The following is a 25,340-nucleotide window of genomic DNA, read 5'->3' on the forward strand; positions in this document are numbered from 1 at the left end:
CCCCGGCGGACCCCCGTGCCATGCTGCCCGGCATGGCCACCGACACGTACCAGGCCCAGACCCAGAGCCTGCCCGACGGCCGTCCCGTCCCGTTCATGACCGGGCCGGAGCGGCCCATGCTGGAGAGCTGGCTGGCCTTTCACCGCGCCACGCTGGAATCGAAGTGCGCGGGGCTGGACGACGAGCAGCTGCGGCTGGCGTCCGCCGAGCCCTCGGAGCTGACGCTGCTCGGGCTGGTCCAGCATCTCGCCGAGGTGGAACGGAACTGGTTTCAGCGGGTGTTCGCCGGCCTTGACGTGCCGCCGGTGTACGAGGGCGGGGCCAGTGGCTACGCCCTCGTTCCGGAGCGTGGGCTCGACGAGGCGCTGGCGGACTGGCGGCGGGAGATCGCGCGGGGGCGGGAGCTGTGCGCGGGGCGGTCGCTGGATGACACCGGGCGGATCGCCGACGGCCCGATGGCCGGTCTTGAGGTCAGTCTGCGGTGGATCCTCGTGCACATGATCGAGGAGTACGCCCGGCACAACGGGCACGCGGACATTGTCAGGGAGCGTATCGACGGCGTCACGGGTGCCTAATTTCAGGAATTCACCCAGGCTTTATTTTTCGCCGCCTATCCGAAGTCCGTTCGGTCTGTTCGAGTGCAGCTTCCCGTTTTCTTCTGCCCGCTTTCCTCGATCCTAAACACTAAGATTTCGCGAAGGCCAACCTCGTAATTCGGGCAGGTCTCGTGATGGTTACGGATCTGTGACGCAACACACAGGGTGCCCGCTTCCTCCCGTATTTTCCGGACAAACGGGCTGTTCCTGTCGCGTCAGCGCGCGGCGTCCGCGCCTGCGCGATAACATATGAACGGCGCTCATGTAACCCCATCCGGCGATGCAATTTCAACTTTCTCTCGGTAAATTCAATCCCCATGACCGCCGCACAAGCAGACCTGCAAGCGGAATTCCTGGAAATGCCGGAGGGGCTGCGGATCGACCGTCCGGAGGTGGTGGACGGCGCCGCGCTCTGGCGCATCGCCAAGGACTCCAGAACCCTCGACCTGAACTCTTCGTACAGCTATCTGCTGTGGTGCCGTGACTTCGCCGGCACCTCGGCGGTGGCGCGTGACACGGAGGGCAACCCGGTCGGCTTCGTCACCGGGTACGTACGGCCCGAACTGCCACGCACCCTTCTCGTCTGGCAGGTGGCCGTCGACGCCGCGTACCGGGGACGCGGGCTGGCCGCCGCCCTGCTGGACGGACTCACGGCGCGGGTCGCCCACGACCAGGCCCTCGACGCCATAGAGACCACCATCACCCCGGGCAACACGGCCTCCGAGCGACTGTTCACCTCATACGCCGCACGCCACGGAGCGAGCGTCGAGCGTGAAGTGCTGTTCGACACAGCGCACTTCCCGGACGGCCCGCACGACCCCGAGGTGCTGTACCGCATCGGACCGCTGACCTTCGGAACGGCTGACGGATCTCGCGCTCGCAGAACTGACCAAGCCGACTGAGCCGATCCGTCCGGCCGGACGGACGGTCCCGATCATCCGATCCATCCGATACATGCGATCCAGCGAGATCAAGCCGATCGAGCAGGATCAAGCAAGATCAAGCAGACCGGACCCGACCAGTCCGGTCCCCCCAAGACTTCATCTCCCAGGAGGAGATCCGCTGTGACCATCACCCAGCCTGACCTGAGCGTCTTCCAGACCCTGGAGTCGGAGGTGCGCAGCTACTGCCGCGGCTGGCCCACCGTGTTCGACCGCGCGCAGGGCAGCCGCATGTACGACGAGGACGGCCACGAGTACCTGGACTTCTTCGCCGGAGCCGGGTCCCTCAACTACGGCCACAACAACGCCGTACTCAAACGCGCCCTCATCGACTACCTGGAGCGCGACGGCGTCACGCACGGTCTCGACATGTCGACGACCGCCAAGCGCGCCTTCCTCGAGTCGTTCCAGAACATCGTGCTGCGCCCCCGCGACCTGCCGTACAAGGTCATGTTCCCGGGCCCGACGGGCACCAACGCCGTCGAGTCCGCGCTGAAACTGGCGCGAAAAGTGAAGGGCCGGGAAGCGATCGTGTCGTTCACGAACGCCTTCCACGGAATGTCCCTCGGTTCGCTCGCCGTGACCGGCAACGCCTTCAAGCGGGCCGGGGCGGGCATCCCGCTCGTGCACGGCACGCCGATGCCGTTCGACAACTACTTCGACGGCAAGGTCCCGGACTTCCTGTGGTTCGAGCGACTCCTCGAGGACCAGGGCTCCGGCCTCAACCAGCCCGCCGCCGTGATCGTCGAGACCGTGCAGGGCGAGGGCGGCATCAACGTCGCGCGCCCCGAGTGGCTGCGTGCCCTGGCCGACCTGTGCGAGCGTCAGGACATGCTGCTCATCGTCGACGACATCCAGATGGGCTGCGGCCGCACCGGCGCGTTCTTCTCCTTCGAGGAGGCGGGCATCACGCCGGACATCGTGACCGTCTCGAAGTCCATCAGCGGCTACGGACTGCCCATGGCGCTGACCCTGTTCAAGCCCGAGCTGGACATCTGGGAGCCGGGCGAGCACAACGGCACGTTCCGCGGCAACAACCCGGCGTTCGTCACGGCTGCCGCGGCCCTTGAGACGTACTGGTCCGACGGGCCCGCCATGGAGAAGCAGACCAGGGCGCGCGGCGAGCAGATCGAGCAGGCGCTGATCTCCGTCTGCGAGGAGAACCCCGACGACGTCAAGGAGTACCGGGGCCGCGGCCTGGTCTGGGGCGTCGAGTTCCACGACAAGGAGCGCGCGGGCCGCATCGCCAAGCGGGCCTTCGAGCTCGGCCTGCTCATCGAGACATCGGGCCCGGAGAGCGAGGTCGTCAAGCTCCTCCCGGCGCTCACCATCACCAGCGACGAGCTGGACGAGGGACTGCGTACCCTCGCCCGGGCCGTACGAGAGACGGCCTGACCGCAGTAGAAACAGCCTGAAGGAGGCACTGCCCCACCGTGATTGTCCGTTCGTTCAAGGACCTCGAAGGCACCGACCGGCACGTCAAGTCCGCGTCGGGCACCTGGGAGAGCAAACGCATCGTCCTCGCCAAGGAGAAGGTCGGCTTCTCCCTGCACGAGACGATCCTGTACGCGGGGACGGAGACGTCGATGTGGTACGCGAACCACATCGAGGCCGTCGTCTGCGTCGAGGGCGAGGCCGAGCTCACCAACGACGAGACCGGGGAGAAGTTCACCATCACCCCCGGCACCATGTACCTCCTCGACGGCCACGAGAAGCACACGATGCGGATCAAGGAGGACTTCCGCTGCCTCTGCGTCTTCAATCCGCCGGTGACCGGACGGGAGGACCATGACGAGAACGGTGTCTACCCCCTGCTGACCGAGGAGGTCTGAGAATCATGACCACGCTCACCGACCTGTATCCGAGCCGCGGCGCCACCGAGGTGGCCGTACCCCGCCAGGACCCCGTGGTGTGGAGCGCGCCGGGCGAGCCCGGTCCGATCGCGGCGGCCGACCTCGAGTCGTACGACCGCGACGGCTTCCTCGCCATCGAGCAGCTCATCGGTGACGACGAGGTCTCCGTCTACCGGGGCGAGCTGGAGCGCCTGGTGAGCGACCCGGCGATCCGCGCCGACGAGCGCTCGATCATCGAGCCGAAGTCGCAGGAGATCCGTTCGGTCTTCGAGGTCCACAAGATCAGCGAGGTCTTCGCGCGGCTTGTGCGCGACGAGCGGGTCGTGGGCCGAGCCCGGCAGATCCTCGGCTCGGACGTGTACGTCCACCAGTCGCGGATCAACGTCAAGCCGGGGTTCGGGGCGAGCGGCTTCTACTGGCACTCGGACTTCGAGACCTGGCACGCGGAGGACGGTCTGCCGAACATGCGGACCGTGTCCGTGTCGATCGCGCTGACCGAGAACTACGACACCAACGGCGGCCTCATGATCATGCCGGGGTCGCACAAGACGTTCCTCGGCTGTGCGGGGGCCACGCCGAAGGACAACTACAAGCAGTCGCTGCAGATGCAGGACGCGGGCACGCCCTCGGACGAGGCGCTCACCAAGTTCGCGGAAGCGCACGGCATCAAGCTCTTCACGGGGCGGGCCGGCTCGGCGACCTGGTTCGACTGCAACTGCATGCACGGTTCGGGCGACAACATCACTCCGTTCCCGCGGTCGAACGTCTTCATCGTGTTCAACAGCGTGGAGAACGCGGCGGTGGAGCCGTTCGCGGCACCGGTCCGCCGCCCCGAGTTCATCGGGGCGAGGGATTTCACTCCGGTTCAGTGAACCGTTAGAGCCGTTAGAGAGTGACCCGTTAGAGCCACGCGAGCGACGCGGCCCGTTCCAGCACGTTCTGGACGGCCGCGTCGTCGCCCGTTGCACCCCGCGGCACCGTGTCGGGGGCGTACCGTCCGCCCACGAGCAGGCAGAAGTCGACGGGTTCCAGGACGAGTTCGGCACGTACGGGCTCGTCCTCGGAGCCCAGGACCCACTCCTCGCCGCCGCTGATCGCGAAGAGCACCGGCGGTGCCGTGGGTCCCAGCGCCAGGTCGAGGATGCGGACGGCGAGCCGGACGAGCTGCCAGAGGTGCTCCTCCGGCGGCGGCGGTACGGCGAGGCCCACCGCTCGGCCGATGTCGTCGGTGTGGATCCACGCCTCGAAGGCGCGCACCAGGAAATGGTCGGCGACCGGCAGCCGGATGCCCATCAACGTCGTGGCGTGCGCGGCGCGTTCGGGGTCGCGGGCCTCGGCCGTGGCCAGCAGGGCGCCGGCCTGCGCGGCCCAGGCGGCGACGGTCTCCTCGGGCGTGCGCGCGAGCTCGTGGGCGATCACGTCGGCGCTGCGTACGTTCCAGGCGTCCTCCCACCTCGTCCCCTCAGGGACCGGCGAGACGGGCACGCGCGTGTCGAGGCCGAGCCGTACGGCCAACGGCTCGTCGGCGGCGAGGAGATGGGCGACGGTCGCGTGCGCGTCCCAGTCGTGCACCACCGGCGTGCCCCAGCGGCCGTCCAGCTCCTTCACCAGCGCCTGGAGTCCGGACACGGCGGCGGCGTACGGGGCGGCGTGCGCGGCGACCCGCGGCACCGAGGGCCGGGCGCGCAGCGCGACAGTGAGTACGCCACCTGACGCTCCCGAGCCGTTGCTCATGGCCGTTCCCCGTGACCCGTCCAGCAGCCGTACCGTCTCCCGCAGCCGCTCCGCCTCCGCCGCGCAGCTCTCGCACTCGGCGAGATGCAGCGGAACCGTCCTCTCGTCCTCCGGCCGCAACGCGCCGAACGCCCAGGCCCCCAGCAGCTCACGTACACCGTCGTGATCAGTGGTCACCGCGCACCTCCTCTCCCTGCTTCCCGGCCTTTCCCTGCTTCCCGGCCGCATCCATCATGCGCCCCTTTCCAACGCCGGATCCGGTGGGTCCGCCAAGGATTCCGCGAGCTTGCGTAAGGCGGAGCGCAGCCGGGTCTTGGCGGTGCCCTCGGGAATGCCGAGTTCGACGGCGGCCTGGCGGTAGGTGCGGCCCGCGAAATACGCCAGGTGCACCACCTCCCGCTGCGGCTGCGGGAGCTCGGCGAGCGCGGAGTGCAGCAGGATCGAACGCTCACGGTCGACGACCGTCTCGTCCGGGCCAGGACCCGTGTCGGGGATCGCCTGCAGCGCAGAGTCGTCGGCGCCGGCCGCCTTGCGGTGCCGTGCCTCGCTGCGCACCCAGTCCACGGCCCGCCGGTGCGCCAGGACGGACAGCCAGGTGCGCAGCGAGCCACGGCTCGCGTCGAACGCGTACGGCCTGCTCCACAGCTGCGCGAAGACCTCCTGCGCCACGTCCTCGGCGGCGACCGGGCTGCGCGTCACCCGGACGGCCACTCCCCGGACGAGCCCGCCGTACGCCGCGTACGCCTCGGTCAGCGCGGACTCGTCCCCGTACACCAGCCGCCGATGCAACTCCGCGTCGGCGGGTGGTCCTTCGGTCTTGTGGAGAGTTGGCTCCACCGGCACCACCACCTCGTGCTGCCTTCCTAGCGTCCCGCCCCTGTCCCGCGCCAGTGCTCAGCCGGACAGGACGTCGAGGAGCCTGTCCACATCCGCGGGAGTGTTGTAGAGGTGGAAGGCGGCCCGCAGGTTGCCCGCACGGTCGGACACCTCGATTCCGGCGCTGCTCAGTTCCTGCTGGCGGTGGCCGAGTCCGGGCACCGACACGATCGCGGAGCCGGGTGCGGGCACCGGGGCCACGCCGAGGGAGCCGAGTCCGGCGCGGAAGCGGTCGGCGAGCGCGAGGTCATGGGCCTGTACGGCCTCGACGCCGATCTCCTCGATCAGGGCGAGGGAGTGCCGGGCGCCCGCGTACGAGAAGAGGCTGGGGCTTTCGTCGAACCGTCGTGCGGAGTGGGCGAGTTCCTCGACCGGGCCGTAGCAGGAGTCCCAGGGGTGCTCGCCCGCGACCCAGCCCGCGAAGAGCGGGGAGAGTCCGCCGAGGTCCTCCGGAACGACGAGGAAGGCCACGCCCCTCGGGGAGACGAGCCACTTGAAAGCGACGGAGGCGATGTAGTCGTACTGGTCGGCATCGACCGGCAGCCAGCCGGCCGCCTGGGATACGTCGATGTACGTACGGGCACCATGGGCCCGCGCGGCCTCACGGATCGCGGGCAGGTCGGCGACGCGCCCGTCGGCGGACTGCGCGGCGCTGACCGCGACGAGCGCCGTGCCCGGCCGCACCGACTCGGCGACGCTCTCCAGCGGAACCGTGCGCACCTTGAGGTCCTTGCGGACGTGGAAGGGGTTCACGGCCGAGCTGAAGTCGGCCTCGGCGGTGAGGACTTCGGCGCCCTCCGGCAGCGAGGCGGCGATCAGCCCGGTGTAGACGGCGACCGAGGCCCCGGCCGCGACGCGGCGCGCCGGGACACCGACCAGACGGGCGAAGGAGGCCCGGGCCGCCTCCACGTCCGCGAACATGTCGGTCGGCTGTCCCTCCGCCATGGCCTGCACGGCACGGCTCATCGCGTCCACCGTGCGGGCCGGGAGCAGCCCGGTGCTGGCGGTGTTCAGGTAGACGGTCTTCGGGGCGAACTCGGCTCGGACGAGAGTCTCCAGAGTCTCCATAGGTCCACTCTGCGACCCCGTGAAGCCCCAGTCCATTGCGTATTTGTACGTGGCATCCCTAAGGAACCCTTATGTATGCCCGCCGACCTGCGCCGATGATGCCCGGTCGCCTCAGTGCTGCGGCACCGCGCATCCGTCGGGACCGCATGCGTCGGCGTCGCCCGGGCTATTGTCCTGGATCAGCTTCAGCGGCGAGCGGTTGCCCCACGCCTGCTCCAGCGCCTGCGCGAACACCTCGGCGGGCTGGGCGCCGGAGACGCCGTACTTGCGGTCGAGGACGAAGAACGGCACGCCGTTCGCACCCAGCTCGGCGGCCTCCCGCTCGTCGGCGCGCACGTCGTCGGCGTACGCCGACGGGTCTGCGAGCACCTTGCGCGCCGCCTCCTCGTCGAGCCCGGCGGCGACGGCCAGCTCGATCAGATACGCGTCGGCGTCCACGTACAGGGACCGCTCCTCGACGAAGTTCGCCCGGTACAGGATCTGCAGCAGCTCGTCCTGCCTGCCCTGCTCCTTGGCGAAGTGCAGCAGCCGGTGCAGGTCGAAGGTGTTGCCGTGGTCGCGGCCCTCGGTGCGGTACTCCAGCCCCTCGGCGGCGGCCAGCGTGCCCAGGTTCTGCTCCCCGGCCCCGGCCTGCGCCTCGCTCATCCCGTACTTCTTGGTCAGCATCGTCAGGACGGACTCCGTCTCGCCCTTGGCCCGATTCGGGTCGAGCTCGAAGGAGCGGTGCACCACCTCGATGTCGTCGCGGTGCGGGAAGGCGCCGAGCGCCTTCTCGAAGCGGGCCTTGCCCACATAGCACCAGGGGCAGGCGATGTCGCTCCAGATCTCGACGCGCATGACTTCGGCTCTCTCCAGGTCGTACGGCACGGAGACACCCTCCGCTGGAGCGTGTGAACGTTCAAGCGGCCCGTGTCATTCCCCGCCCACACAGACCCGCGAACCCGGTCACGCCGCGGAGGACGTGTCCGCCTCGGTTCCGAGCCGGCTGAACTGCGTCCGGTAGGCGCTGGGCGTCAGACCCGTACGGCGTACGAGATGGGTGCGCAGGGAGTCCGCGGTGCCGAGGCCGCAGGCGCGGGCCACCCGGTCCATCGGCAGGGTGGTCGTCTCCAGCAGCTCCTTGGCCCGCTCGATGCGCTGATGCAGCAGCCACTGCAACGGGCTCACCCCGCTCTCGGCATGGAAGCGTCGCGTCAGCGTGCGTACGGAGACACCCGCGTGCCGCGCCAGGTCGGTCAGCGTGAGCGGCTTGTCGAGGTTGCTCATGGCCCAGCCCCGGGTGTCCGCGCAGGCGCTGCCGTGCTCGGGAGGCAGCGGGGTCTGGGTGAACTGGGTCTGGCCGCCGGGCCGTACGGGCGCGACGAGGGCGAGGCGGGCCACCTGGTTGGCGACCGCGGCACCGTAGTCCGTCCGGATGATGTGCAGGCAGAGGTCGATTCCGGCGGCGTATCCGGACGAGGTCATGATCTGTCCGTCCTGCACGTACAGGACGTCGCCCTTGAGGTCGACCGCCGGGTACCGCTCGCGCATCACTTCGGCCTGCTCCCAGTAGGTCGTGGCGCTGCGTCCCTCGAGCAGCCCCGCCTCGGCCAGCGCGAAGGCGCCGCTGCAGATGGACGCGATGCGTTTGCCCGCGGCGGCGGCCTCGCGGACGGCGGCCACCGTGCGCGGGTCGGGCGCGTACCAGTTCCCGGTGCCCGCGACGAGCACCGTGTCCGCGTCCCGCACCGCGTCGAGCCCGTGCCGCACATGGAGGTCGAGGCCGCCGGTGGTGGGGACCGGGCCCGGCTCCGCGGCGCAGATGACGACCTCGTACCCCGGACCGCCGTCGACCTCGGTCTTCTCGAAGAGGAGCTCCGGGATGGCGAGGTTGAACATGGAGACGGGGGACGCCGTGACGACGGCTACGCGACGGACACGGCGGACGCCCTGCGATCGGGTCATGGCCAGAACCTCCGGACGTATGGCATTCGGGCCACTACTGTACGCCGCCGAAGATCCGCAGGATGGAGACATGCCAACGAACCCCGACGTCACGGTCTCCCGACTGCCCGGCAAACAGGGCAGGTCGGCCCCCTCTCCGCATACGTCCCCGGCCCTCACCCTCGCCGCCGCCCTCCTCGGCTTCGCGCTGATCACCCTCGACACGTCCGTCGTGAATGTCGCGCTCCCCTCGATCGGGTCCGCACTGGGCGGCGGGATGTCGGGCCTGCAGTGGGTCGTGGACGCGTACACGCTCGCCTTCGCGGCGCTGATGCTGTCCACGGGGGCGTTCTCGGACCGGGCCGGGGCCAGTCGGGCGTACGCGATCGGCATCGCCCTGTTCACACTGGCGTCGGCGGTGTGCGGGCTCGCGCCCAACCTGCCGGTGCTCATCGCGTCCCGCGTGGTGCAGGGAGTGGCGGCCGCCGTCGTGCTGCCCGCCTCGCTCGCCCTCGTCCGGCAGGCCTACACGGACGCCGCCCGGCGTGCACGGGCCGTCGCCACCTGGGCTGCGGGCGGCTCCGTGGCGATAGCACTCGGGCCGGTCGCGGGTGGCGCGCTCACCACCGCGTGGGGGTGGCGGTGGATCTTCTTCATCAACCTGCCGCTGGGCGCGGTGGCCCTCGTGCTCCTTTTGCGCGCTCCTCGCTCGGAGCGCCGCCCTGCGGCGCTCGACCTGCCGGGACAACTCACCGCCGTGGTCGCACTGACGGCCCTCACCTTCTCGGTCATCGAGGGCGGCACGATCGGCCTGATCGCGCTGGCCGTCACCGTGCCGGCGGTCATCGCGTTCCTGTGGACCGAGAGGCGGCAGGCCCATCCGGTCGTACCGCTCGGCCTGTTCCGCAATCGCACGGTCTCGGTCGCGGTGGCCGCGGGCGCGGCGTGCAGCATCGCCTTCTACGGTGTGGTCTTCCTCTTCTCGCTCTTCTTCCAGCAGGTGCAGGGGCATTCGGCGCTGTACGCCGGGCTGATGTTCCTGCCGATGACCGGGCTCATCGCGGTCACGAACGTCCTCGCCGGCAGGGTGGCGGGCCGCTTCGGGCCGCGCCTCCCCATGCTGATCGGCCAACTTCTCGCGGTGGCGGGCCTGTTGATCCTCCTGTACGCCGACGCCGGCACGCCTCCCGTACTGCTCGCCTTCCTCCTCGTACCCCTCGCCCTGGGGTGCGCGCTGGCGATTCCGCCGCTGACCGCCGCCATGATGGACGCCGTACCGGGCGAGCGCGCGGGACTCGCCGCCGGGGTGCTCAACGCGGCTCGGCAGGTGGCGGGCGGGCTGGGGATCGCGGTGTTCGGGGCGCTGGTCTCCGACGGGTTCGAGGCGGGGATGCGGGTGAGTCTCGCCCTGAGCGCGACCGCGCTGACCTTGACGGCGACGGCCACGTGGCGCATGCGGGCGGCTGGCTAGGGGTTTTCGCCCGGGCTGAAATCCCCAGCCCGTCCGGCGTTTGAGGAGCGAGGTCAGGGAGGCGAAGAAACCTCAGGTCTCGGCCCACACGTCCGTCACCGCCCGACGCCCCGCCTCCAGATCCACCGAATCCACCGAGCCTCCCGACTCCGCCAGCGCCGCGCCCAAGGCGGCCACACTGGCATGGACGGCCCCGCGCGTCGCATCGGGCCCGTAGTGGTTGACCCGAATCATCTCCCCGGCCAGCGCGCCCCCACCCGCGGCCAGCGGAAGCGCGGGGTCGGCGGCCAGCGCCCGTGTCACCAGGTCCGATGCGTCGACCCCGGCAGGAGTACGCAACGTCGTGGCGACCGGCGCCGCGTCCCCGGCCTCGTACACGTACGGCTCAAGCCCCCCGCCCAACGCGAGAACCCCCGCCCGGGTGGCCGCGGCCGCCGTCGCGTGCCGGGCCATCACCGCGTCAAGCCCCTCCGCCTCGATCCGCTCCACACACGCTTCGAGCGCGAGCATCTCCAACTGCGCCGGCGCGTGCAGCAGCGCCTTGCGGCCGCCGTCGATCCAGCGTTCCTTCCAGTCCAGAAGGGAGAGATACGAGCGCCGCGGCGCCCGCGGATTGGCGGCCATCCGCGCCCACGCCCGCGAACTCACCGACACCGCCGAGACCCCCGCGGGCCCGCCCATCGCCTTCTGCGCCCCGATCACACACAGATCCACGCCCCACGCGTCCGGCAGCAACGGCTCGGCGCCCACCGAGGCCACGGCATCGAGCATGAACAGCGCGCCGTGCTCGCGTACGACCTCACCGATCTCCGCCACGGGATTGGTGTTGCCGGTGGCGGCCTCCGCGTGGACCAGCGAGACGAAGTCGATCTCGGGATGCTCGGCGAAGGCCTCCCGCACCTGCGCGGCGGTGACCGCCGTATGGAAGGGCACGGCGAGATCGATCACGGTCGCCCCGCAGTCCCGCAGCCAGTCGCCGAAGGTCTGCCCGTACGGACCGGTGATCACGTTCAGCGCGGTCGTACCCGGCTGAGCGGCTCCCCGGATACAGCCCTCCAGGGGAAGCAGCGCCTCGCCCTGCGTGATCACGACGTCCTGCTCGGTGGAGAGCAGCCGCGCCACGCGGTCCTCGATCGCCGCGAAACGCGCGGCGCCCAACGGTGCCAGGTCCAGGAGGGGGTGAGTCATGGTGCGGTGCTCTCTTCGCAGTGCTTCCAGTGGCTTCCGGTACGCGAGTTCGAGCGTATCCGGCGGCAATTTCACTGTGCGGTGCGGGCGATGTGCGGTACCTTGAACACAAGACGAGACGAGACGTATCGCCTCGCGATCTCTCCGGAGGATGCCCTCATGCACCACTTCATCGACGCCGCACCCGACGTCCGCCTGTGGGCGGAAGAACACGGCCCCGCCGACGCGCCCCCGCTGCTGCTGATCATGGGAGCCCAGGCATCGGGCATGGGCTGGCCGGACGAGCTGGTGCACACGCTCGCCCGCCACCACCGCGTCATCCGCTACGACCACCGCGACACCGGCCGCTCCACGTGGTCCTTCGACGAGCGGCCCTACTCCATCACCGCTCTCGCCGAGGACGCGGTCGCCGTCCTGGACGGCCTCGGCGTCCGGCGCGCACACGTGGTCGGCATGTCGCTGGGCGGAATGCTGGCCCAGCTCCTGATCGCCGACCGCCCCGACCGGCTGCTCAGCGCCACCCTGATCGGGACCTGCGCACTGAGCACCGCCCCGTACGTCCACCGGGACGGAACCGGGACTCCGGCCGCGGAACTCCCCGGAATCGCGCCCCGCATACTGGAGATGTGGGCCCGCCCGGTCGAAGACCTGGAACTGGAGGCCGAGTTGGAGCGGCGCGTCGAGCACTGGCGGGCGCTGGGCGGCGAGCAGCTCCCCTTCGACGCGGAGTACTTCCGCGCGCTTGAGCGGAAGATCATCGAACACACCGGTCACCACACCGCAGGCACCGCACACGGCCGCGCCGACCACTCCGGAATGATCCGCACCGACGAACTCGCCAAGACCGACGTGCCCACGCTCGTGATCTCCGCGCCCGCCGAACCCGTCTTCCCGCCGCCGCATCCGCAGCACCTCGCCCAGGTCATCCGCGACGCGCGCCTCGTCGAGATCCCCGGCATGGGGCACGCACTGCCACGCCCGGTCCTCGGTCCCCTGGCCTCCGCGATCCTCGACCACACGTCGGCGGCCGACGGAAATCCCTGAGGTCGAAGCTTCTGAGGTCGAATCGCTCGTCGGCCATGGGAATGGTTTGAAGGGGTCAAAGCTTTCCTTATAATCGGAAGGTACTGTCCCCTCACAGACCCCCTCAGGAGGTCACCCCCGTGAACACGGTCCTCGGACGCCGGTCCCGCATTCTGGCCGCCACCACCGCGACGGCCGGGCTGCTGCTCATGGCCGGCTGTTCCTCGGGCGACGGGGGAGGCGAGACCGTCAAGGGGGTCTCGATCGTGAAGGCGGGGCAGCTCACGACCTGCACGCATCTGCCGTACCCGCCCTTCCAGTCGGAGATCGACGGCAAGGTGCAGGGCTTCGACGTCTCGCTGATCGACCTGGTCGCCAAGGACTTGGGCGTGAAGCAGGACATCCTGGACACGCCGTTCGAGAACTTCAAGACCGGCGCGTTCCTCAACTCCGGCGAGTGCGACCTGGCCGCGGCCGGCATGACGATCACCGACGAGCGCAAGAAGAACGTCGACTTCTCCGACCCGTACTTCGACGCCACCCAGGCCGTCCTCGTCGACAAGAAGAGCGGCATCGGCTCCTTCGATGCCCTGAAGGGCAAGAAGCTCGGCGCCCAGGCGCAGACGACGGGCGAGGAGTACGCGAAGAGCAAGGGCTTCGACCCGGTCTCCTTCGAGAGCTCCGACGCGGTCCTCAACGGCCTGCGCACCGGCCAGGTCCAGGCCGTCGTCATCGACTACCCGGTCGTCCAGGGGTGGCTCAAGGACAAGGCGAACGCCAACGCCTTCGAGGTCGTCGACAACCTCAACACCGGTGAGCAGTACGGGTTCTCGGTGAAGAAGGGCAACACCGAGCTCGTCGAGGCCATCAACAAGGCGCTCAAGGACGCGAAGGCCGACGGCACGTACAAGAAGCTGTACGAGCAGTGGATCGGCCCGTACGACGAGAGCGCGGCGGGTGCCGCCTCGGCTTCCCCGTCAGCCGCCTCATGAGCAAGGCCGACACCCAGATCCAGCCACGCAAGCAAGGGCTGACGAGGCGTCAGAAGCGTGCCGTCTCGCGCGGCGTCCAGTACGCGGTCTTCGTCGCCGCCCTGGTCGCCCTCGGTGTCACGGCCGACTGGGGCCGGCTGCGGAACCAGTTCGCGCAGGTCGACCTGGCGAAGGAACTGTTCCCGGACATCATCACGCTGGCGCTGCGCAACACCGTGCTCTACACGTTGTCCGGCTTCGCGTTCGGCCTCGCCCTCGGCATGGTCATCGCGCTCATGCGGCTCTCGCCGGTGGGACCGTACCGCTGGCTGGCCGGCATCTACATCGAGATCTTCCGCGGACTGCCCGCCCTGCTGATCTTCATCTTCGTGGGCGTCGCGGTACCGCTGGCCTTCCCTGGCACGGAGATCCCCGGCGGGACGTACGGGAAGGTCGCCCTCGCGCTCGGCCTGGTGGCGGCCGCGTACATGGCGGAGACGATCCGCGCGGGCATCCAGGCGGTGCCCAAGGGGCAGATGGAGGCGGCCCGTTCGCTGGGCTTCTCGCACGCTCGCGCCATGGCCTCGATCATCATCCCGCAGGCGTTCCGGATCGTGATCCCGCCGCTCACCAACGAACTCGTCCTCCTCTTCAAGGACTCCTCGCTGGTGCTGTTCCTCGGTGTGACGCTGGAGGAGCGCGAACTCGCCAAGTTCGGCAGGGACTTGGCGAGCGAGTCCGCCAACTCCACGCCGATCCTGGTCGCGGGCCTGTGCTATCTGCTGGTCACGGTCCCGCTCGGTTTTGTCGTACGCCGTCTTGAGGCGAAGGCCGGGGAGGCCACCAAGTGAGCATGGAAAAGCCCGCGTCAACGGCCTCGTCGCACCCGGAGATCCAGGTCAAGGACCTGTACAAGTCCTTCGGCGACAACGAGGTGCTGCGCGGCATCGACCTGGAGATCGGCCGCGGCGAGGTCGTGTGCGTCATCGGCCCGTCGGGCTCCGGCAAGTCCACACTGCTGCGCTGCGTGAACCTCCTGGAGGAGCCCACCAAGGGCCGGGTCTTCGTCGGCGGCACCGAAGTCACCCACCCCGACGTGGACATCGATGCCGTACGCCGCCGGATCGGCATGGTGTTCCAGCAGTTCAACCTCTTCCCGCATCTGTCGGTGACCGAGAACCTCGCGCTGCCGCAGCGCCGCGTACTCGGCCGCGACAAGGCGGAGGCGGCGAAGGTGGCCGCCGACAACCTGCGGCGCGTCGGTCTCTCCGAGAAGGCGGACGCGTACCCCTCCTCGCTCTCCGGCGGACAGCAGCAGCGCGTGGCGATCGCCCGCGCGCTCGCGATGGGGCCCGAGGTGATGCTCTTCGACGAGCCCACCTCGGCGCTCGACCCGGAGCTCGTCGGCGACGTCCTCGCGGTGATGCGCATGCTCGCGAACGAGGGCATGACGATGATGGTCGTCACGCACGAGATGACCTTCGCGCGCGAGGTCGCCGACCGGGTCGTGTTCATGGACGGCGGAGTGATCGTCGAGGACGGCACACCCGCCCAGGTCATCGGCAACCCGGCCCATGAGCGGACCCGCCACTTCCTGTCCCGGCTCCTCGACCCGGCGATGGCGGACGTGGAGGAGGAGATCTCGGACCAGCTGGGCGCCCCCTAGGGGGCGCCCTATAAGGGGCGCGGGGAACTGCGCGACCAGCCACGACCAACCCGCACCCGTTGAACCCCGCACCCAGCGGAGCGCTACCGTGCCGTGCATGAGCGATCAGGCCGTGCTGCATGTGAAGGGGCGGGTGCTCGTCGGCCCCGACGACGCCCGGGACGAACTCTGGGTGATCGACGGCAGAATCTCGTACGAGCGTCCCGTCGGCGCCCGTGACATCCGTACCGTTGAGGGCTGGGCGCTGCCCGGCCTCGTCGACGCGCACTGCCATGTCGGGCTCGACACTCACGGCCCGGTGCCGGACGAGGTCTCCGAGAAGCAGGCCCTGACCGACCGCGACGCCGGGACCCTCCTCATCCGGGACGCCGGCTCGCCCTCCGACACCCGCTGGATCGACGACCGCGACGATCTCCCGAAGATCATCCGGGCGGGGCGGCACATCGCCCGCACGCGCCGCTACATCCGTAACTTCGCGCACGAGATCGAGCCGGACGACCTCGTCGCGTACGTCGCGCAGGAGGCCGGGCGCGGTGACGGCTGGGTGAAGCTGGTGGGCGACTGGATCGACCGCGGGACGGGAGACCTGAGCGCCTGCTGGCCCCGTGACGCCATCGATGCCGCGATCGCCGAGGCGCACCGCCTGGGCGCGCGCGTCACCGCGCACTGCTTCGCCGAGGACTCGCTGCGGGATCTGGTGGAGGCGGGCATCGACTGCGTCGAGCACGCCACGGGCCTGACCGAGGAGCTGATCCCCCTCTTCGCCTCGCGCGGCGTCGCCATCGTCCCCACGCTCGTCAACATCGCCACGTTCCCCCAGCTCGCGGACGGCGGCGAGGCCAAGTTCCCGCGCTGGTCCGCCCATATGCGACGGCTGCACGAGCGACGCTACGACACCGTGCGCTCCGCGTACGACGCCGGGATCCCCGTGTACGTCGGCACCGACGCCGGCGGTTCCCTCGCCCACGGCCTGGTCGCGGGCGAGGTGTCCGAGCTGGTGACCGCCGGCATCCCACCGGTCGAGGCACTGTCGGCCACGGCATGGGGAGCACGCGCGTGGCTCGGCCGCCCCGGCCTGGACGAGGGGGCACCCGCGGACCTTGTCGTGTACGACGGGGATCCCCGGGCGGACGTACGGGTGCTGGCCGCTCCACGGAGGGTGGTGCTGAACGGGAAGGTTGTCGGCTAGGACCAGTGGGGTCGCGGCTGAGCGTGTTGACCCCGGCCCCCTACACTCTCGGCTTCGCTTGAGCAGGGACGCACCGGGGATTCGCGGTCACTGGCCGGAGCCGGAGACCGCGGCTTCCATCAGTCGCCGTGCGATCCCAGCCGTCGAAACGGTTCCGCCCACTCCTTCCACGGTCACCGTGACCACCTCGGCCATCGCCTCCCGCAGTTCGGCCGCCGTACCTTCGCTGACAACGCGCGTCGTGGCGGAGTCGTCGTAACTCTTCAGCACCTTGCCCGCCGCGTCCGTCACCTTGAACTGACCGATGCCGGCCAATGCCGCCTGGCCCTCGCTCATGTCACCGGGGAATTCGCTCCGGCCGACGCGTAGCGGCGTGAACTTGTCCGCGTTGAAACCGAATTTCTCCGCCGTCTTCTTCAGCTGCGACTGGCCGAGATCCACGGCCATCCGTGCGAAGACGGTGTCGCAGGAGTGGCGGAACGCGGTGCGCATGCTGACGTCTTCGCAGGACACCGAGGCTTTCGCGTTCTCCAGCGTGGTGGCGCTGCCAGGGACGGTGTATGGATCCGGGCTCCGCGTCGGCTCGTCGATCGACTCATAAAGGCCCTCCTCGACCTCGGCGAGGCCCCGTAGCCCGGAATCTGCGACCAGCCAGCGATACAGAGACATCGTGTCGTCAAGGCTGCCGCTCTCTTCGACATGGTCGCCGTCCGTCCTGTCCGCGAACGTAAGCCGGACTTGCACGGCTCAACTCCCCCTTTGCTCACCGTGATTCACGCCATTGCTCATGCTACGGCCTTGGGAGCGACGGCGGTGGGGTCGGCCAGGCAGGCGAATGGGCAGGGGCGGCGGAGGTGAAACCACCTCTCAGCTGCCCGCCAGAGCCATCGCCCGGTCCAGCGCCTGGAGGAAGCCGTTCACCGTCGCCCGGTCCCGTACCGCCAGCCGTAGCCACTCCTCGCCCAGCCCCGGGAACGTATCCCCGCGGCGTACGGCGAAGCCGAGGGCGCGCAGGCGGTGTCGTACAACAGCCGCCCGTGGCAGGCGGACGAGGACGAAGGGGCCCTCGGCGGGCTCCGCCACAGCCAACCCGTCGGAGGCGAACTCCTTGAGGCCCGCGACGAGATGGGCCCGGTCCGCGGCGACGCGACGGGCCGCGTCGGTCTGTTCCGCCAGGGCCCGCGGGGACACGCAGGCCTCCGCCGCCGCGAGGGCCGGCGTGGACACCGGCCACAGCGGCTGCGCCCGCTCCAGGTCCGCGATCACCTCCGGAGGAGCGAGCACGTAGCCGATCCGCAGCCCCGCAAGCCCCCACGTCTTCGTGAGACTGCGCAGGACCACAAGGCCGGGGACATCGCCCCGCCCGGCAAGGGCCTCGCGCTCACCCGGCACCGCGTCCATGAACGCCTCGTCGACCACCAACGTCCGCCCGGGACGGGCGAGTTCGGCGATCGCGGCGGCCGGGTGGAGGACGGACGTCGGGTTGGTCGGGTTGCCGATCACGACGAGGTCCGCGTCCTCGGGGACGGCGGCCGGGTCGAGCCGGAAGCCGTCCGCCTCCCGCAGCAGCACCCGGTCCACGCTGTGACCGGCGTCCCGCAACGCCGCCTCCGGCTCGGTGAACTGCGGGTGCACCACCACCGGCCGACGCACCTTCAGGGCGCGGGCGAGCAGTACGAAGGCCTCTGCTGCGCCCGCCGTGAGGAGCACCCGCTCCACGGGGAGCCCGTGCCGGGCGGCCACCGCCGCACGCGCGGCCCGCCCGTCCGGATAGGCCGCCAGCCCGGTCAGCGACTCGGCGATCCGCTCGCGCAGCCAGCCCGGAGGCGTGTCGGCGCGGACATTGACCGCGAGGTCGACGAGCGTCGAGCCGTCGTCCCGTACCTCGGCGTCACCGTGGTGACGGAGGTCGTGCGCCCGGTTCTCCTCCGTGCCCTCAGCGCGCATGGGAGTGTGCATGACCGTGATGCCCGTGGTGATGGCCGTCATGGTGGTGATCGTCGTCGTCCGGGTGGAAGTGCGGCTGCTGGGGGAGCCCCACCTTGTCCTCGAAGCCGGGCAGCGCGACGCGGTAGACGCAGGAGTCGCAGTTCATACGGATGTCGCCCGCCACGGCCTCCCGATAGCGCTCCATCACCAGGTCGAGCAACTCCGGCTCAGGACCGATGACATCGGCCGACCGCACCTCGACCTCCGGGTGCGCGGCCGCCCAGCCCTCGGTCTGCATCCGCACCCGGTCCGGCAGGATCCCGGTGAAGAGGAAGTAGGGGAGCACGACGATCCGGCGCGCGCCCAGCCTCGCGCAGCGGTCGAGCCCGGACGGCACATCCGGTGCCGCCAGCGACACGAACGCCGTCTCCACGCCCGCGTAACCACGCCCCTCCCACAGCAGCCGCGCCGCCTTGTGCACCTCCGCGTTGGCGTCCGGGTCGGTCGAGCCGCGCCCGACGAGGAGGACGGTCACATCGGCCCGGTCGGAGGGCATGCGCGCCGGACCACCGAGCGCCTCGTCGAGCCGCCGCTCAAGGACGGCGAGCAGCGCGGGGTGCGGGCCGAGCGGGCGCCCGTACGTGTACGAGATCCCCGGGTGCCGTTCCTTCTCACGGGCCAGCGCCGCCGGAATGTCCCCCTTGGCGTGCCCGGCGGACACCAGCATCAGCGGGACGGCGGCGAAACGGCGTACTCCCTGCTCGACCAGCTCCGTCACGGCATCACCGAGCGGCGGCGGGGACAGCTCGATGAAGCCGCCCGCGACGGGCAGTTCGGGGGTGCGGCGGCCCAACTCCCGCACGAAGTCACGGAAGGCCTCGGCGCCCGCGTCGTCCCGGGTGCCGTGTCCGGCGATGAGCAGGGCGGGGGGCGGGGTGGTCACGATGTCTCCTTGGACTGGGATACGGACTGCGATACGGGGTGAGATACAGAGAGAGATACGGGGTGGTACAGGAGAGCGTTGAGCGCGGCGGCGGCGACCGCCGAACCGCCCTTCTCGGACACGTTGCTGACGGCGGGCAGCCCGCTCTCCCGCAACGCGGCCTTGGACTCGGCCGCGCCGACGAAGCCGACGGGCAGACCGATGACGAGCGCAGGCGCGGCGTCCAGCGTCAGGAGCTCCTCCAGCGCGGTCGGAGCGCAGCCGATCACCCAGAGCGCTCCGGGCCCCACCTGCTCGTACGCGAGCCGGATCGCGTGCGCGGAACGGGTCAGTCCCGGACCGGACCTGGCGTCCTTCAGCCGGCACACGGTCTCGCGCCGCGTGATCCCCGCCGCGACCATCTCCACGTCCACGACGACGGGCGCCCCGCCGTGCAGCGCGGCATGCGCCTTCTCCAGCGCGCCCTCGTCCGTGACGAGATCCTCCGCGTAGTCGAGATCGGCCGCCGAGTGGATCACCCGCTCCACGACCGCCTGCGTCAGCGGCGGGAAGTGCGAGGTGTCGAGCCGGGCGCGCAGCCGCCGGAAGGACTCCACCTCGATGGGGTGCACGACACGCTCAACAGGGTGCACGACTCGGTTCACTCGGTCTCCTCCTGCCAGCGGTAGCCGCGGGGCGTCACCATACGGCCCGCGATCTCACGGGTCGCCGTGTTGCCCACCGTCACGACCGTCATCATGTCGACCACGGCCGGGTCGAGTTCCGCGAGGGTGGTGAGGCGGCTGGATTCGTCCGCCCGCGAGGCATTGCGTACGACTCCCACGGGCGTCGTCGGCTCCCGGTGGCCGCCGAGGATCGCGAGCGCCTTGGGGAGCTGCCAGTCGCGGCCCCGGCTACGGGGGTTGTAGAACGTCACCACGATGTCGGCCTCCGCGGCGGCCCGTACGCGCCGCTCGATGACCTCCCACGGCGTGTGCAGGTCGGACAGGCTGATCGACACGTGGTCATGGCCGAGCGGCGCGCCCAGGATCGCCCCGGCCGCGAGGGCGGCGGTCACGCCCGGCACCCCGACGACGTCGATGTCGTCGGACGCCTCGGCGAGCGCGGGCGACGCCATCGCGTACACGCCCGCGTCCCCGCTGCCGATCAGCGCGACGGCGTGCCCGAGCCGGGCCTCCGCCACGGCGGTCCTGGCCCGCTCTTCCTCGGCGCCGAGCCCGGACTCAAGGATCCGGGTGCCGGGGCGGAGAAGGTCGCGGATCTGGTCGACGTACTGGTCGAGCCCGACGAGTACGGAGGCCCGGCGCAGTTCGTCCTTCGCGCGCGGGGTGAGGAGGTCGCGCGCGCCGGGGCCGAGTCCGACGACGGCAAGCCGGCCGCGGGACGGACGTCGTACGACGGCGCAGGTCGCCATCGCGGGCTGACCGGGCTGCCCGGCCGACTTCCGCTTGGGTACGAGGAGTTCACCTCCCCGTACGAGCGCCGCGGCCTCCGCCACGGAGGGCGTACCGACGGCGGTGAGAGGGGCGTCCGACGGGTTGGGCACGTCCACGGCCGCCAACTCCCCGGCGGAGTACGTGACCAGAGGTACGCCCAGGCGGGCGGCTGCCCCCACGATGCCGGGCTCGTCGGCCTTGGCATCGACGGTGGCGAGTTCGGCGACGGACTTCGCGGACAGCCCGGCATCGCGCAGGGCGTCCTCGACGAGCCCCAGCACCTCGTCCACGGGTGCGCCCTTGGAGGCACCGACGCCGATGACGAGGGAGGGCGGGCGGAGGACGGCTTCTTGTGCGGCGGCTTCGGCCAGCCGGTCCGTGAGCCGAATCGCGTACTGCCCGGAAGGCGCGACAGGCAGGGGCGGCAGCGGCCACGGAACCTCCGCGTGAAGGGCGACGGGCTCACCGTCCAGCAGAGCCCGCGAAACCGCCGCGACATCCCCCTCCACCGGAAACCCGAGCGTGTCGAGACCCGGCACCCCGACCGCGTCCGTCGCCGTCGTCACCACGGGCTCCGCACCGAGCAACTCACTCACCGCGCTGGCGAGTTCATTGGCTCCGCCCCCGTGCCCCCCGACCAGCGAGACGGCGAACCGTCCGCCTTCGTCGACGCACACGATCCCGGGGTCGGACGCCTTGTCCGCGAGCAAAGGAGCGACGAGCCGCACCACGGCCCCCGTGGCGAGGAAACAGACGAGCTGCTCGCACTCGGCGAAGGCCCGCCGTACGGCGTCCCCGACAGGCCCCTCGTACACGCGTGTGCGATCCGGCCACGCCGCAGCCACCCGCTCACGGGCCCTGGCACCCGCCGCCGTCGCGGAAATCAGGCCGATCACTGAGCAACTCCCTCGGTACGCGCCGGAGGCCGGACGCCCCACAGCAGAAAGACGGGATTGGTCGCCGCGAGCCGGGTGACATCCCCGGGCAGCGGCGCGAGCCGGGACGACTGCAGCAGTACGCCGTCACAGTCGAACCCGGCGGCCAGCAGCGCGTCCCGTGCCGCCGGAACCCGGTCGAGCGCGGCCATCGCCACCACCACAGCCCGCCGCGCCCGCCCCGCACAGGCCGTCACGATCGCGGGCAGTTCACGCCCGCCCCCGCCGATGAACACGGCGTCGGGATCGGGCAGTTCGGACAGCACAGCGGGCGCGGCGCCCCGCACGACGGTCACGTCGACGCCGTGCGCGGCGGCGTTGGCGCGCACACGCTCCACGCCGTCCCCGCTCTTCTCGACGGCCGTCACGGCGGCCCCGAGCCGCGCGCACTCCACGGCGACCGAGCCGGACCCCGCGCCGACATCCCAGACGTGGTCCCCGAGCCGCGGCCCGAGCCGGGCCAGCGCGAGAGCCCGTACCTCGAACTTGGTGATCATCGAGTCGCGGTACGCGAACTCGTCCTCGTCCAGGGCCCATCGGGAAGGCCCGGGTGGTGGCCCCGCGATTGTGCGTACGGGGGAGAGGACACGTGACTCGTCGAGGCACAGCACGACGCTGACCGCCGTTCCCCACTCGCGGGCGGCGGCCTCGGCGGGCGTGACCCGCTCGACGCGCTCGTCCGGGCCCGAGCCCAGGGCGGAGGCCACGACGAGGACGCGCTCGCTCGACTGCGACTGCAGCGCGGCGCCCAGTTCCGCGGGCCCGGCGCCCGGACCGGTCAGCACCGCCACCTTCGGGTGGGCACGGCAGACGTTCACCGCGGTCCGCGGATCCCGCCCGTGCGCGCTCACCACGACCGCGTCGTCCCAGGTCAGGCCCAGGCGGGCGAAGGCGGTGGCGATGGATGAGGCGGCGGGGCGTACGTCCAGGGCGTCGGCGCCGAAGCGGTCGGCGAGCGCTCGTACGATTCCGAAGAAGCCGGGGTCTCCGGAGGCCAGTACGACGACCCGCTGTTGATCAGCGTGATTTCCGTGGTTCGCGTGATGCGCGGGCTTCTTCAGGTGCTGCTCGATCGCGTCGAGGGCGGGAGGCAGCGGACCGAGGACGACCCGTTCCGCGGTGTCCGGCAGGCGGGCCGCCGCCAGATGCCGACGGGCACCCACGACGAGCGTCGCCCCGGCCAACTCGGCCTCGGCGTCCGGAGAAAGGGGCGCCCCCGTTCCCGTACCGACGACGGTGATCATGGTGTGGCACCCCGCATGCCCTGCGTGCGCAGCGCCTTACGAGCCTCGGGGTCCGCCTTGCGGAAGCCGTGGAAGTGGCCCGGGTGGTAGAGGTGCGAGCGCGTGCCGTGTGCGTCGAGGGCGGGGCCGACCAGGAACAGCGTGTGCTTCCACAGCTTGTGCTCCTTGACGGTCTCCTCCAGCGTCCCGATCGTGCACTTGACGATCAGTTCCTCCGGCCAGGTCGCCTGGTACGCGACCACGACCGGCGTCGACGTCGGATAGCCGCCCTCCAGCAGCTCCCGTACGAGCTGTCCGCTGCGGGCGGCGGACAGGAACAGCGCCATGGTGGTGCCGTGGCGGGCGAACTCGCGAACCTCCTCGCCCGGCGGCATGGGCGTCTTGCCGCCGCCGAGGCGGGTGAGGATCACGGACTGGGCGATCTCGGGGATGGTCAGCTCGCGTTGCGCCAAGGCGGCGACGGCAGAGAAGGAGGAGACGCCGGGGATGATCTCGGTCTCGATACCGATGTCCGCGCACCGGTCGACTTGCTCCTGCGTGCCGCCCCACAGGGCCGGGTCGCCGGAGTGGATGCGGGCCACCTTCAGGCCTTCCGCCGCGGCCCGCTCGTACACGGCGACGACGTCCTCGAGCGACATGGTTGCCGAGTCGAGGATCTCCGCTCCTTCGTGCGCGTGCTCCAGGACCTCCTCCTGCACCAGGCTGGCCGCCCAGATGACGATGTCGGCCTCGGCGATGGCGCCGGCCGCGCGGAACGTGAGCAGGTCGGCTGCGCCGGGCCCGGCGCCGACGAAGGTCACCTTGGGGGTGGGGGCGTCGGGCATGAGGTGGGTCCTCTCCTACAAGTGGTACGAGTGGTACGAGTGGTGCTTAGTGGTATGAGCGGTACGAGTACTGCGAGGGCTACGAGTGATCAGCGATGTCGGGCGGTCATAGCTTGCCGCCGCGTTCGCCGTGGCGTTGAGCTGGGGCGATGAGGGTGGAGAGGTAGGGCAGCGGAGTGCCGTCCAGGTCCGACGCGGGGCTGATCGACTCGTCGGGCAGGCCCAGCGCGGAACCCCACACCGCGTCATCGAGCCGCCCGGTCTCCCGCAGCGCCGCGACCACTTCCTCCGCGAGGCGGCCGAACTTGTACGCCACCACCGTGCCCGGACCGGCGAGCGCGTCCTTCAGCACGGCGGCCCCGGCCGTGACGGGCACGAGGGTGAGCGGCTCGGTGCCCTCGGTCAGTACGGCCCCGGAGCGGGCGGCGAGATCCTGCATCGCGGTGATGCCGGGGACGGTCTCCACGACCGTCCCCGGGACCAACTCCTCGATGGTCTGCGCGAGATAGGTGAACGTGGAGTACACGTTCGGGTCGCCGATCGTGGCGAAGGCGACCGATCCGTGGGCGCGCAGCAGCTCGGCCACCCGTATACCGGCCGCGTCCCAGGCGGCCTCGCGCCGTGCCCGGTCCGACCGCTCGTTGAGCGCGAACACGACCCGTACGACTTTCTCCTCGGGCACGTAGTGCAGCACGGTGGCCTCGGCGCGCCCGCGCTCGCCACCGTCTTTTCCATCAGCTGCGGCCATGACGGGCACGACGACGACGTCCGCCGCGCGGAGAGCGTTGACCCCCTTGACGGTCACGAGCTCCGGGTCCCCGGGCCCCACTCCGACTCCAACCAGGCTGCTGCTCATGACGTCCGGCACCTCTCCACGAACCGACGGGCGACGCCGGGTGCGGACGCCCAGTGCGTGTGCAGATAACTCGCGTGCACACCTTGTTGTACAAAACCTTCGACCCGCCGTTGAGGGGCGCGCAGCCCCCAGGCGGGAGCGGCCCCGGCGCCGGGCTCGACGACGGTGCGGTGAAACTCGTGCCCGCGTATCCGGGTCCCGGCTGCCGCGAGCACGCTGTCGCTCACGGCCACGGCGTCCCGATACCCGAGGGTCAGCCGCTCGTCCATGCGGGCGGTCGCGTCCAGGACACCGCACATGGGCCGACCGTCGAGCTCGCGGGAGAGGTAGAGGAGGCCGGCACATTCGGCGGCGACGGGAGCGCCGCCGAACGCCAGCTCCGCTATGGCTTTGCGCAGGGGTTCGTTGGCGGACAGCTCGGAGGCGTACACCTCCGGGAACCCGCCACCGATGACCAACCCTGCCGTTCCGTCCGGCAGTTGCTCGTCATGGAGGGGGTCGAAGGTGATGACTTCGGCTCCGGCGGCGGTGAGCAGTTCGGCATGCTCGGCGTAGGAGAAGGTGAAGGCGGGGCCGCCGGCAACGGCCACCCTTGGAAGCGCCGGTCCAGGCAAATTCAGCCCGTCCGGCGTTTGAGGACGAGGCCGTTCAGGCCGATACGGGGGCCTGGGGGC

Annotated in this window: 25 protein-coding genes and 1 pseudogene; 11 read left to right on the forward strand and 15 right to left on the reverse strand. The window is 70.6% G+C overall.

Annotated elements, in window-relative coordinates; all coding sequences use genetic code 11:
- Positions 1 to 20: 20 nt before the first annotated feature.
- The 5 genes from G5C60_RS35000 to thpD all read left to right on the forward strand — a co-directional run bounded on the left by G5C60_RS35000 (position 21) and on the right by thpD (position 4,262).
- Positions 21 to 575, forward strand: coding sequence for a DinB family protein (locus G5C60_RS35000; RefSeq protein WP_165265354.1), 555 nt, complete (start codon positions 21 to 23; stop codon positions 573 to 575).
- A 338-nt stretch (positions 576 to 913) separates the two neighbouring features.
- On the forward strand, positions 914 to 1,498 hold the full coding sequence (gene ectA / locus G5C60_RS35005; protein ID WP_165265356.1) for a diaminobutyrate acetyltransferase: 585 nt from the start codon (positions 914 to 916) through the stop codon (positions 1,496 to 1,498).
- 162 nt (positions 1,499 to 1,660) lie between these two features.
- A complete protein-coding gene (gene ectB / locus G5C60_RS35010; protein ID WP_165265358.1) occupies positions 1,661 to 2,932 on the forward strand; it encodes a diaminobutyrate--2-oxoglutarate transaminase in 1,272 nt (423 codons plus the stop codon).
- Between the two features lie 38 nt (positions 2,933 to 2,970).
- Entirely contained in the window at positions 2,971 to 3,369 is a 399-nt protein-coding gene (locus G5C60_RS35015; protein ID WP_165265360.1) for an ectoine synthase, read from the forward strand.
- A gap of 5 nt (positions 3,370 to 3,374) precedes the next feature.
- Positions 3,375 to 4,262 (forward strand): ectoine hydroxylase, encoded by an 888-nt coding sequence (gene thpD / locus G5C60_RS35020; RefSeq protein WP_165265362.1) that lies wholly within the window; start codon positions 3,375 to 3,377, stop codon positions 4,260 to 4,262.
- A gap of 28 nt (positions 4,263 to 4,290) precedes the next feature.
- Here thpD and G5C60_RS35025 read toward each other — a convergent pair whose 3' ends face one another.
- From G5C60_RS35025 to G5C60_RS35045, 5 genes are all read right to left on the reverse strand, one after another.
- Entirely contained in the window at positions 4,291 to 5,301 is a 1,011-nt protein-coding gene (locus G5C60_RS35025) for a maleylpyruvate isomerase family mycothiol-dependent enzyme (protein ID WP_165265364.1), read from the reverse strand.
- Between the two features lie 54 nt (positions 5,302 to 5,355).
- Positions 5,356 to 5,973, reverse strand: a complete 618-nt coding sequence (locus G5C60_RS35030; protein ID WP_165265366.1) for a sigma-70 family RNA polymerase sigma factor — start codon at positions 5,971 to 5,973, stop codon at positions 5,356 to 5,358.
- A gap of 45 nt (positions 5,974 to 6,018) precedes the next feature.
- Positions 6,019 to 7,068, reverse strand: a complete 1,050-nt coding sequence (locus G5C60_RS35035; protein ID WP_165265368.1) for an aminotransferase class V-fold PLP-dependent enzyme — start codon at positions 7,066 to 7,068, stop codon at positions 6,019 to 6,021.
- Positions 7,069 to 7,179: 111 nt separating this feature from the next.
- The gene (locus G5C60_RS35040; protein ID WP_165265394.1) at positions 7,180 to 7,905 is read right to left on the reverse strand and encodes a DsbA family oxidoreductase; all 726 of its coding nucleotides are present in this window, start codon (positions 7,903 to 7,905) and stop codon (positions 7,180 to 7,182) included.
- A 108-nt stretch (positions 7,906 to 8,013) separates the two neighbouring features.
- Complete coding sequence (locus G5C60_RS35045) at positions 8,014 to 9,012, reverse strand: GlxA family transcriptional regulator (protein ID WP_165265370.1); 999 nt, start codon at positions 9,010 to 9,012, stop codon at positions 8,014 to 8,016.
- 70 nt (positions 9,013 to 9,082) lie between these two features.
- On the opposite strand from G5C60_RS35045, the gene G5C60_RS35050 reads away from it, so the two are divergent.
- Positions 9,083 to 10,462, forward strand: a complete 1,380-nt coding sequence (locus G5C60_RS35050) for an MFS transporter (RefSeq protein ID WP_165265372.1) — start codon at positions 9,083 to 9,085, stop codon at positions 10,460 to 10,462.
- Between the two features lie 72 nt (positions 10,463 to 10,534).
- Here G5C60_RS35050 and G5C60_RS35055 read toward each other — a convergent pair whose 3' ends face one another.
- On the reverse strand, positions 10,535 to 11,650 hold the full coding sequence (locus tag G5C60_RS35055) for a pyridoxal-phosphate-dependent aminotransferase family protein (protein ID WP_165265374.1): 1,116 nt from the start codon (positions 11,648 to 11,650) through the stop codon (positions 10,535 to 10,537).
- Positions 11,651 to 11,809: 159 nt separating this feature from the next.
- On the opposite strand from G5C60_RS35055, the gene G5C60_RS35060 reads away from it, so the two are divergent.
- The 5 genes from G5C60_RS35060 (at position 11,810) to G5C60_RS35080 (ending at position 16,499) form a co-directional block, all read left to right on the forward strand.
- The gene (locus G5C60_RS35060) at positions 11,810 to 12,694 is read left to right on the forward strand and encodes an alpha/beta fold hydrolase (RefSeq protein WP_165265396.1); all 885 of its coding nucleotides are present in this window, start codon (positions 11,810 to 11,812) and stop codon (positions 12,692 to 12,694) included.
- Between the two features lie 119 nt (positions 12,695 to 12,813).
- Complete coding sequence (locus tag G5C60_RS35065; RefSeq protein WP_165265376.1) at positions 12,814 to 13,665, forward strand: transporter substrate-binding domain-containing protein; 852 nt, start codon at positions 12,814 to 12,816, stop codon at positions 13,663 to 13,665.
- Entirely contained in the window at positions 13,662 to 14,495 is an 834-nt protein-coding gene (locus tag G5C60_RS35070) for an amino acid ABC transporter permease (protein ID WP_165265378.1), read from the forward strand. The genes G5C60_RS35065 and G5C60_RS35070 overlap by 4 nt, the downstream gene beginning before the upstream one ends.
- Positions 14,496 to 14,497: 2 nt before the next feature.
- Entirely contained in the window at positions 14,498 to 15,310 is an 813-nt protein-coding gene (locus tag G5C60_RS35075; RefSeq protein WP_165265398.1) for an amino acid ABC transporter ATP-binding protein, read from the forward strand.
- A gap of 97 nt (positions 15,311 to 15,407) precedes the next feature.
- Entirely contained in the window at positions 15,408 to 16,499 is a 1,092-nt protein-coding gene (locus G5C60_RS35080; protein WP_165265380.1) for an amidohydrolase family protein, read from the forward strand.
- Between the two features lie 87 nt (positions 16,500 to 16,586).
- Here the strand turns inward: G5C60_RS35080 and G5C60_RS52515 are convergent, their stop codons facing one another.
- The 9 genes and pseudogenes from G5C60_RS52515 to G5C60_RS35125 form a co-directional block, all read right to left on the reverse strand.
- Complete coding sequence (locus G5C60_RS52515; RefSeq protein WP_165265382.1) at positions 16,587 to 17,243, reverse strand: penicillin-binding transpeptidase domain-containing protein; 657 nt, start codon at positions 17,241 to 17,243, stop codon at positions 16,587 to 16,589.
- Positions 17,244 to 17,366: 123 nt separating this feature from the next.
- Positions 17,367 to 18,458 (reverse strand): Rv2231c family histidinol phosphate aminotransferase CobC, encoded by a 1,092-nt coding sequence (gene cobC, locus G5C60_RS35090; protein ID WP_420907440.1) that lies wholly within the window; start codon positions 18,456 to 18,458, stop codon positions 17,367 to 17,369.
- Entirely contained in the window at positions 18,436 to 19,371 is a 936-nt protein-coding gene (locus G5C60_RS35095) for a CbiX/SirB N-terminal domain-containing protein (protein WP_165265384.1), read from the reverse strand. Before G5C60_RS35095 ends, cobC begins: the two co-directional genes overlap by 23 nt.
- Positions 19,368 to 20,015, reverse strand: a complete 648-nt coding sequence (locus G5C60_RS35100) for a precorrin-8X methylmutase (protein ID WP_338146024.1) — start codon at positions 20,013 to 20,015, stop codon at positions 19,368 to 19,370. The genes G5C60_RS35095 and G5C60_RS35100 overlap by 4 nt, the downstream gene beginning before the upstream one ends.
- The gene (gene cobJ, locus G5C60_RS35105; protein WP_165265386.1) at positions 20,012 to 21,703 is read right to left on the reverse strand and encodes a precorrin-3B C(17)-methyltransferase; all 1,692 of its coding nucleotides are present in this window, start codon (positions 21,701 to 21,703) and stop codon (positions 20,012 to 20,014) included. Before cobJ ends, G5C60_RS35100 begins: the two co-directional genes overlap by 4 nt.
- Positions 21,700 to 22,986, reverse strand: coding sequence for a precorrin-6y C5,15-methyltransferase (decarboxylating) subunit CbiE (cbiE, locus tag G5C60_RS35110; protein WP_165265388.1), 1,287 nt, complete (start codon positions 22,984 to 22,986; stop codon positions 21,700 to 21,702). Before cbiE ends, cobJ begins: the two co-directional genes overlap by 4 nt.
- Positions 22,983 to 23,810, reverse strand: coding sequence for a precorrin-4 C(11)-methyltransferase (gene cobM, locus G5C60_RS35115; RefSeq protein WP_165265390.1), 828 nt, complete (start codon positions 23,808 to 23,810; stop codon positions 22,983 to 22,985). The genes cbiE and cobM overlap by 4 nt, the downstream gene beginning before the upstream one ends.
- A gap of 106 nt (positions 23,811 to 23,916) precedes the next feature.
- On the reverse strand, positions 23,917 to 24,666 hold the full coding sequence (cobI, locus tag G5C60_RS35120; protein WP_165265392.1) for a precorrin-2 C(20)-methyltransferase: 750 nt from the start codon (positions 24,664 to 24,666) through the stop codon (positions 23,917 to 23,919).
- Positions 24,663 to 25,340, reverse strand: a pseudogene (locus tag G5C60_RS35125) (cobyrinate a,c-diamide synthase); the annotation flags it as partial. The gene cobI and the pseudogene G5C60_RS35125, both read right to left, overlap by 4 nt.

The sequence above is a fragment of the Streptomyces scabichelini genome (assembly GCF_011045015.1).
GTDB lineage: Bacteria > Actinomycetota > Actinomycetes > Streptomycetales > Streptomycetaceae > Streptomyces > Streptomyces scabichelini.

Coding starts and splice junctions, on each gene's coding strand:
- G5C60_RS35070 (WP_165265378.1), top strand. CDS start 13,662: ATGAGCAAGGCCGACACCCAGATCCAGCCACGCAAGCAAGGGCTGACG.
- G5C60_RS35080 (WP_165265380.1), top strand. CDS start 15,408: ATGAGCGATCAGGCCGTGCTGCATGTGAAGGGGCGGGTGCTCGTCGGC.
- cbiE (WP_165265388.1), bottom strand. CDS start 22,986: ATGATCACCGTCGTCGGTACGGGAACGGGGGCGCCCCTTTCTCCGGAC.
- G5C60_RS35035 (WP_165265368.1), bottom strand. CDS start 7,068: ATGGAGACTCTGGAGACTCTCGTCCGAGCCGAGTTCGCCCCGAAGACC.
- G5C60_RS35075 (WP_165265398.1), top strand. CDS start 14,498: ATGGAAAAGCCCGCGTCAACGGCCTCGTCGCACCCGGAGATCCAGGTC.
- G5C60_RS35045 (WP_165265370.1), bottom strand. CDS start 9,012: ATGACCCGATCGCAGGGCGTCCGCCGTGTCCGTCGCGTAGCCGTCGTC.
- thpD (WP_165265362.1), top strand. CDS start 3,375: ATGACCACGCTCACCGACCTGTATCCGAGCCGCGGCGCCACCGAGGTG.
- G5C60_RS35060 (WP_165265396.1), top strand. CDS start 11,810: ATGCACCACTTCATCGACGCCGCACCCGACGTCCGCCTGTGGGCGGAA.
- ectA (WP_165265356.1), top strand. CDS start 914: ATGACCGCCGCACAAGCAGACCTGCAAGCGGAATTCCTGGAAATGCCG.
- cobM (WP_165265390.1), bottom strand. CDS start 23,810: ATGCCCGACGCCCCCACCCCCAAGGTGACCTTCGTCGGCGCCGGGCCC.
- G5C60_RS35050 (WP_165265372.1), top strand. CDS start 9,083: ATGCCAACGAACCCCGACGTCACGGTCTCCCGACTGCCCGGCAAACAG.
- cobC (WP_420907440.1), bottom strand. CDS start 18,458: ATGCACACTCCCATGCGCGCTGAGGGCACGGAGGAGAACCGGGCGCAC.
- G5C60_RS35000 (WP_165265354.1), top strand. CDS start 21: ATGCTGCCCGGCATGGCCACCGACACGTACCAGGCCCAGACCCAGAGC.
- G5C60_RS35040 (WP_165265394.1), bottom strand. CDS start 7,905: ATGCGCGTCGAGATCTGGAGCGACATCGCCTGCCCCTGGTGCTATGTG.
- cobI (WP_165265392.1), bottom strand. CDS start 24,666: ATGAGCAGCAGCCTGGTTGGAGTCGGAGTGGGGCCCGGGGACCCGGAG.
- G5C60_RS35055 (WP_165265374.1), bottom strand. CDS start 11,650: ATGACTCACCCCCTCCTGGACCTGGCACCGTTGGGCGCCGCGCGTTTC.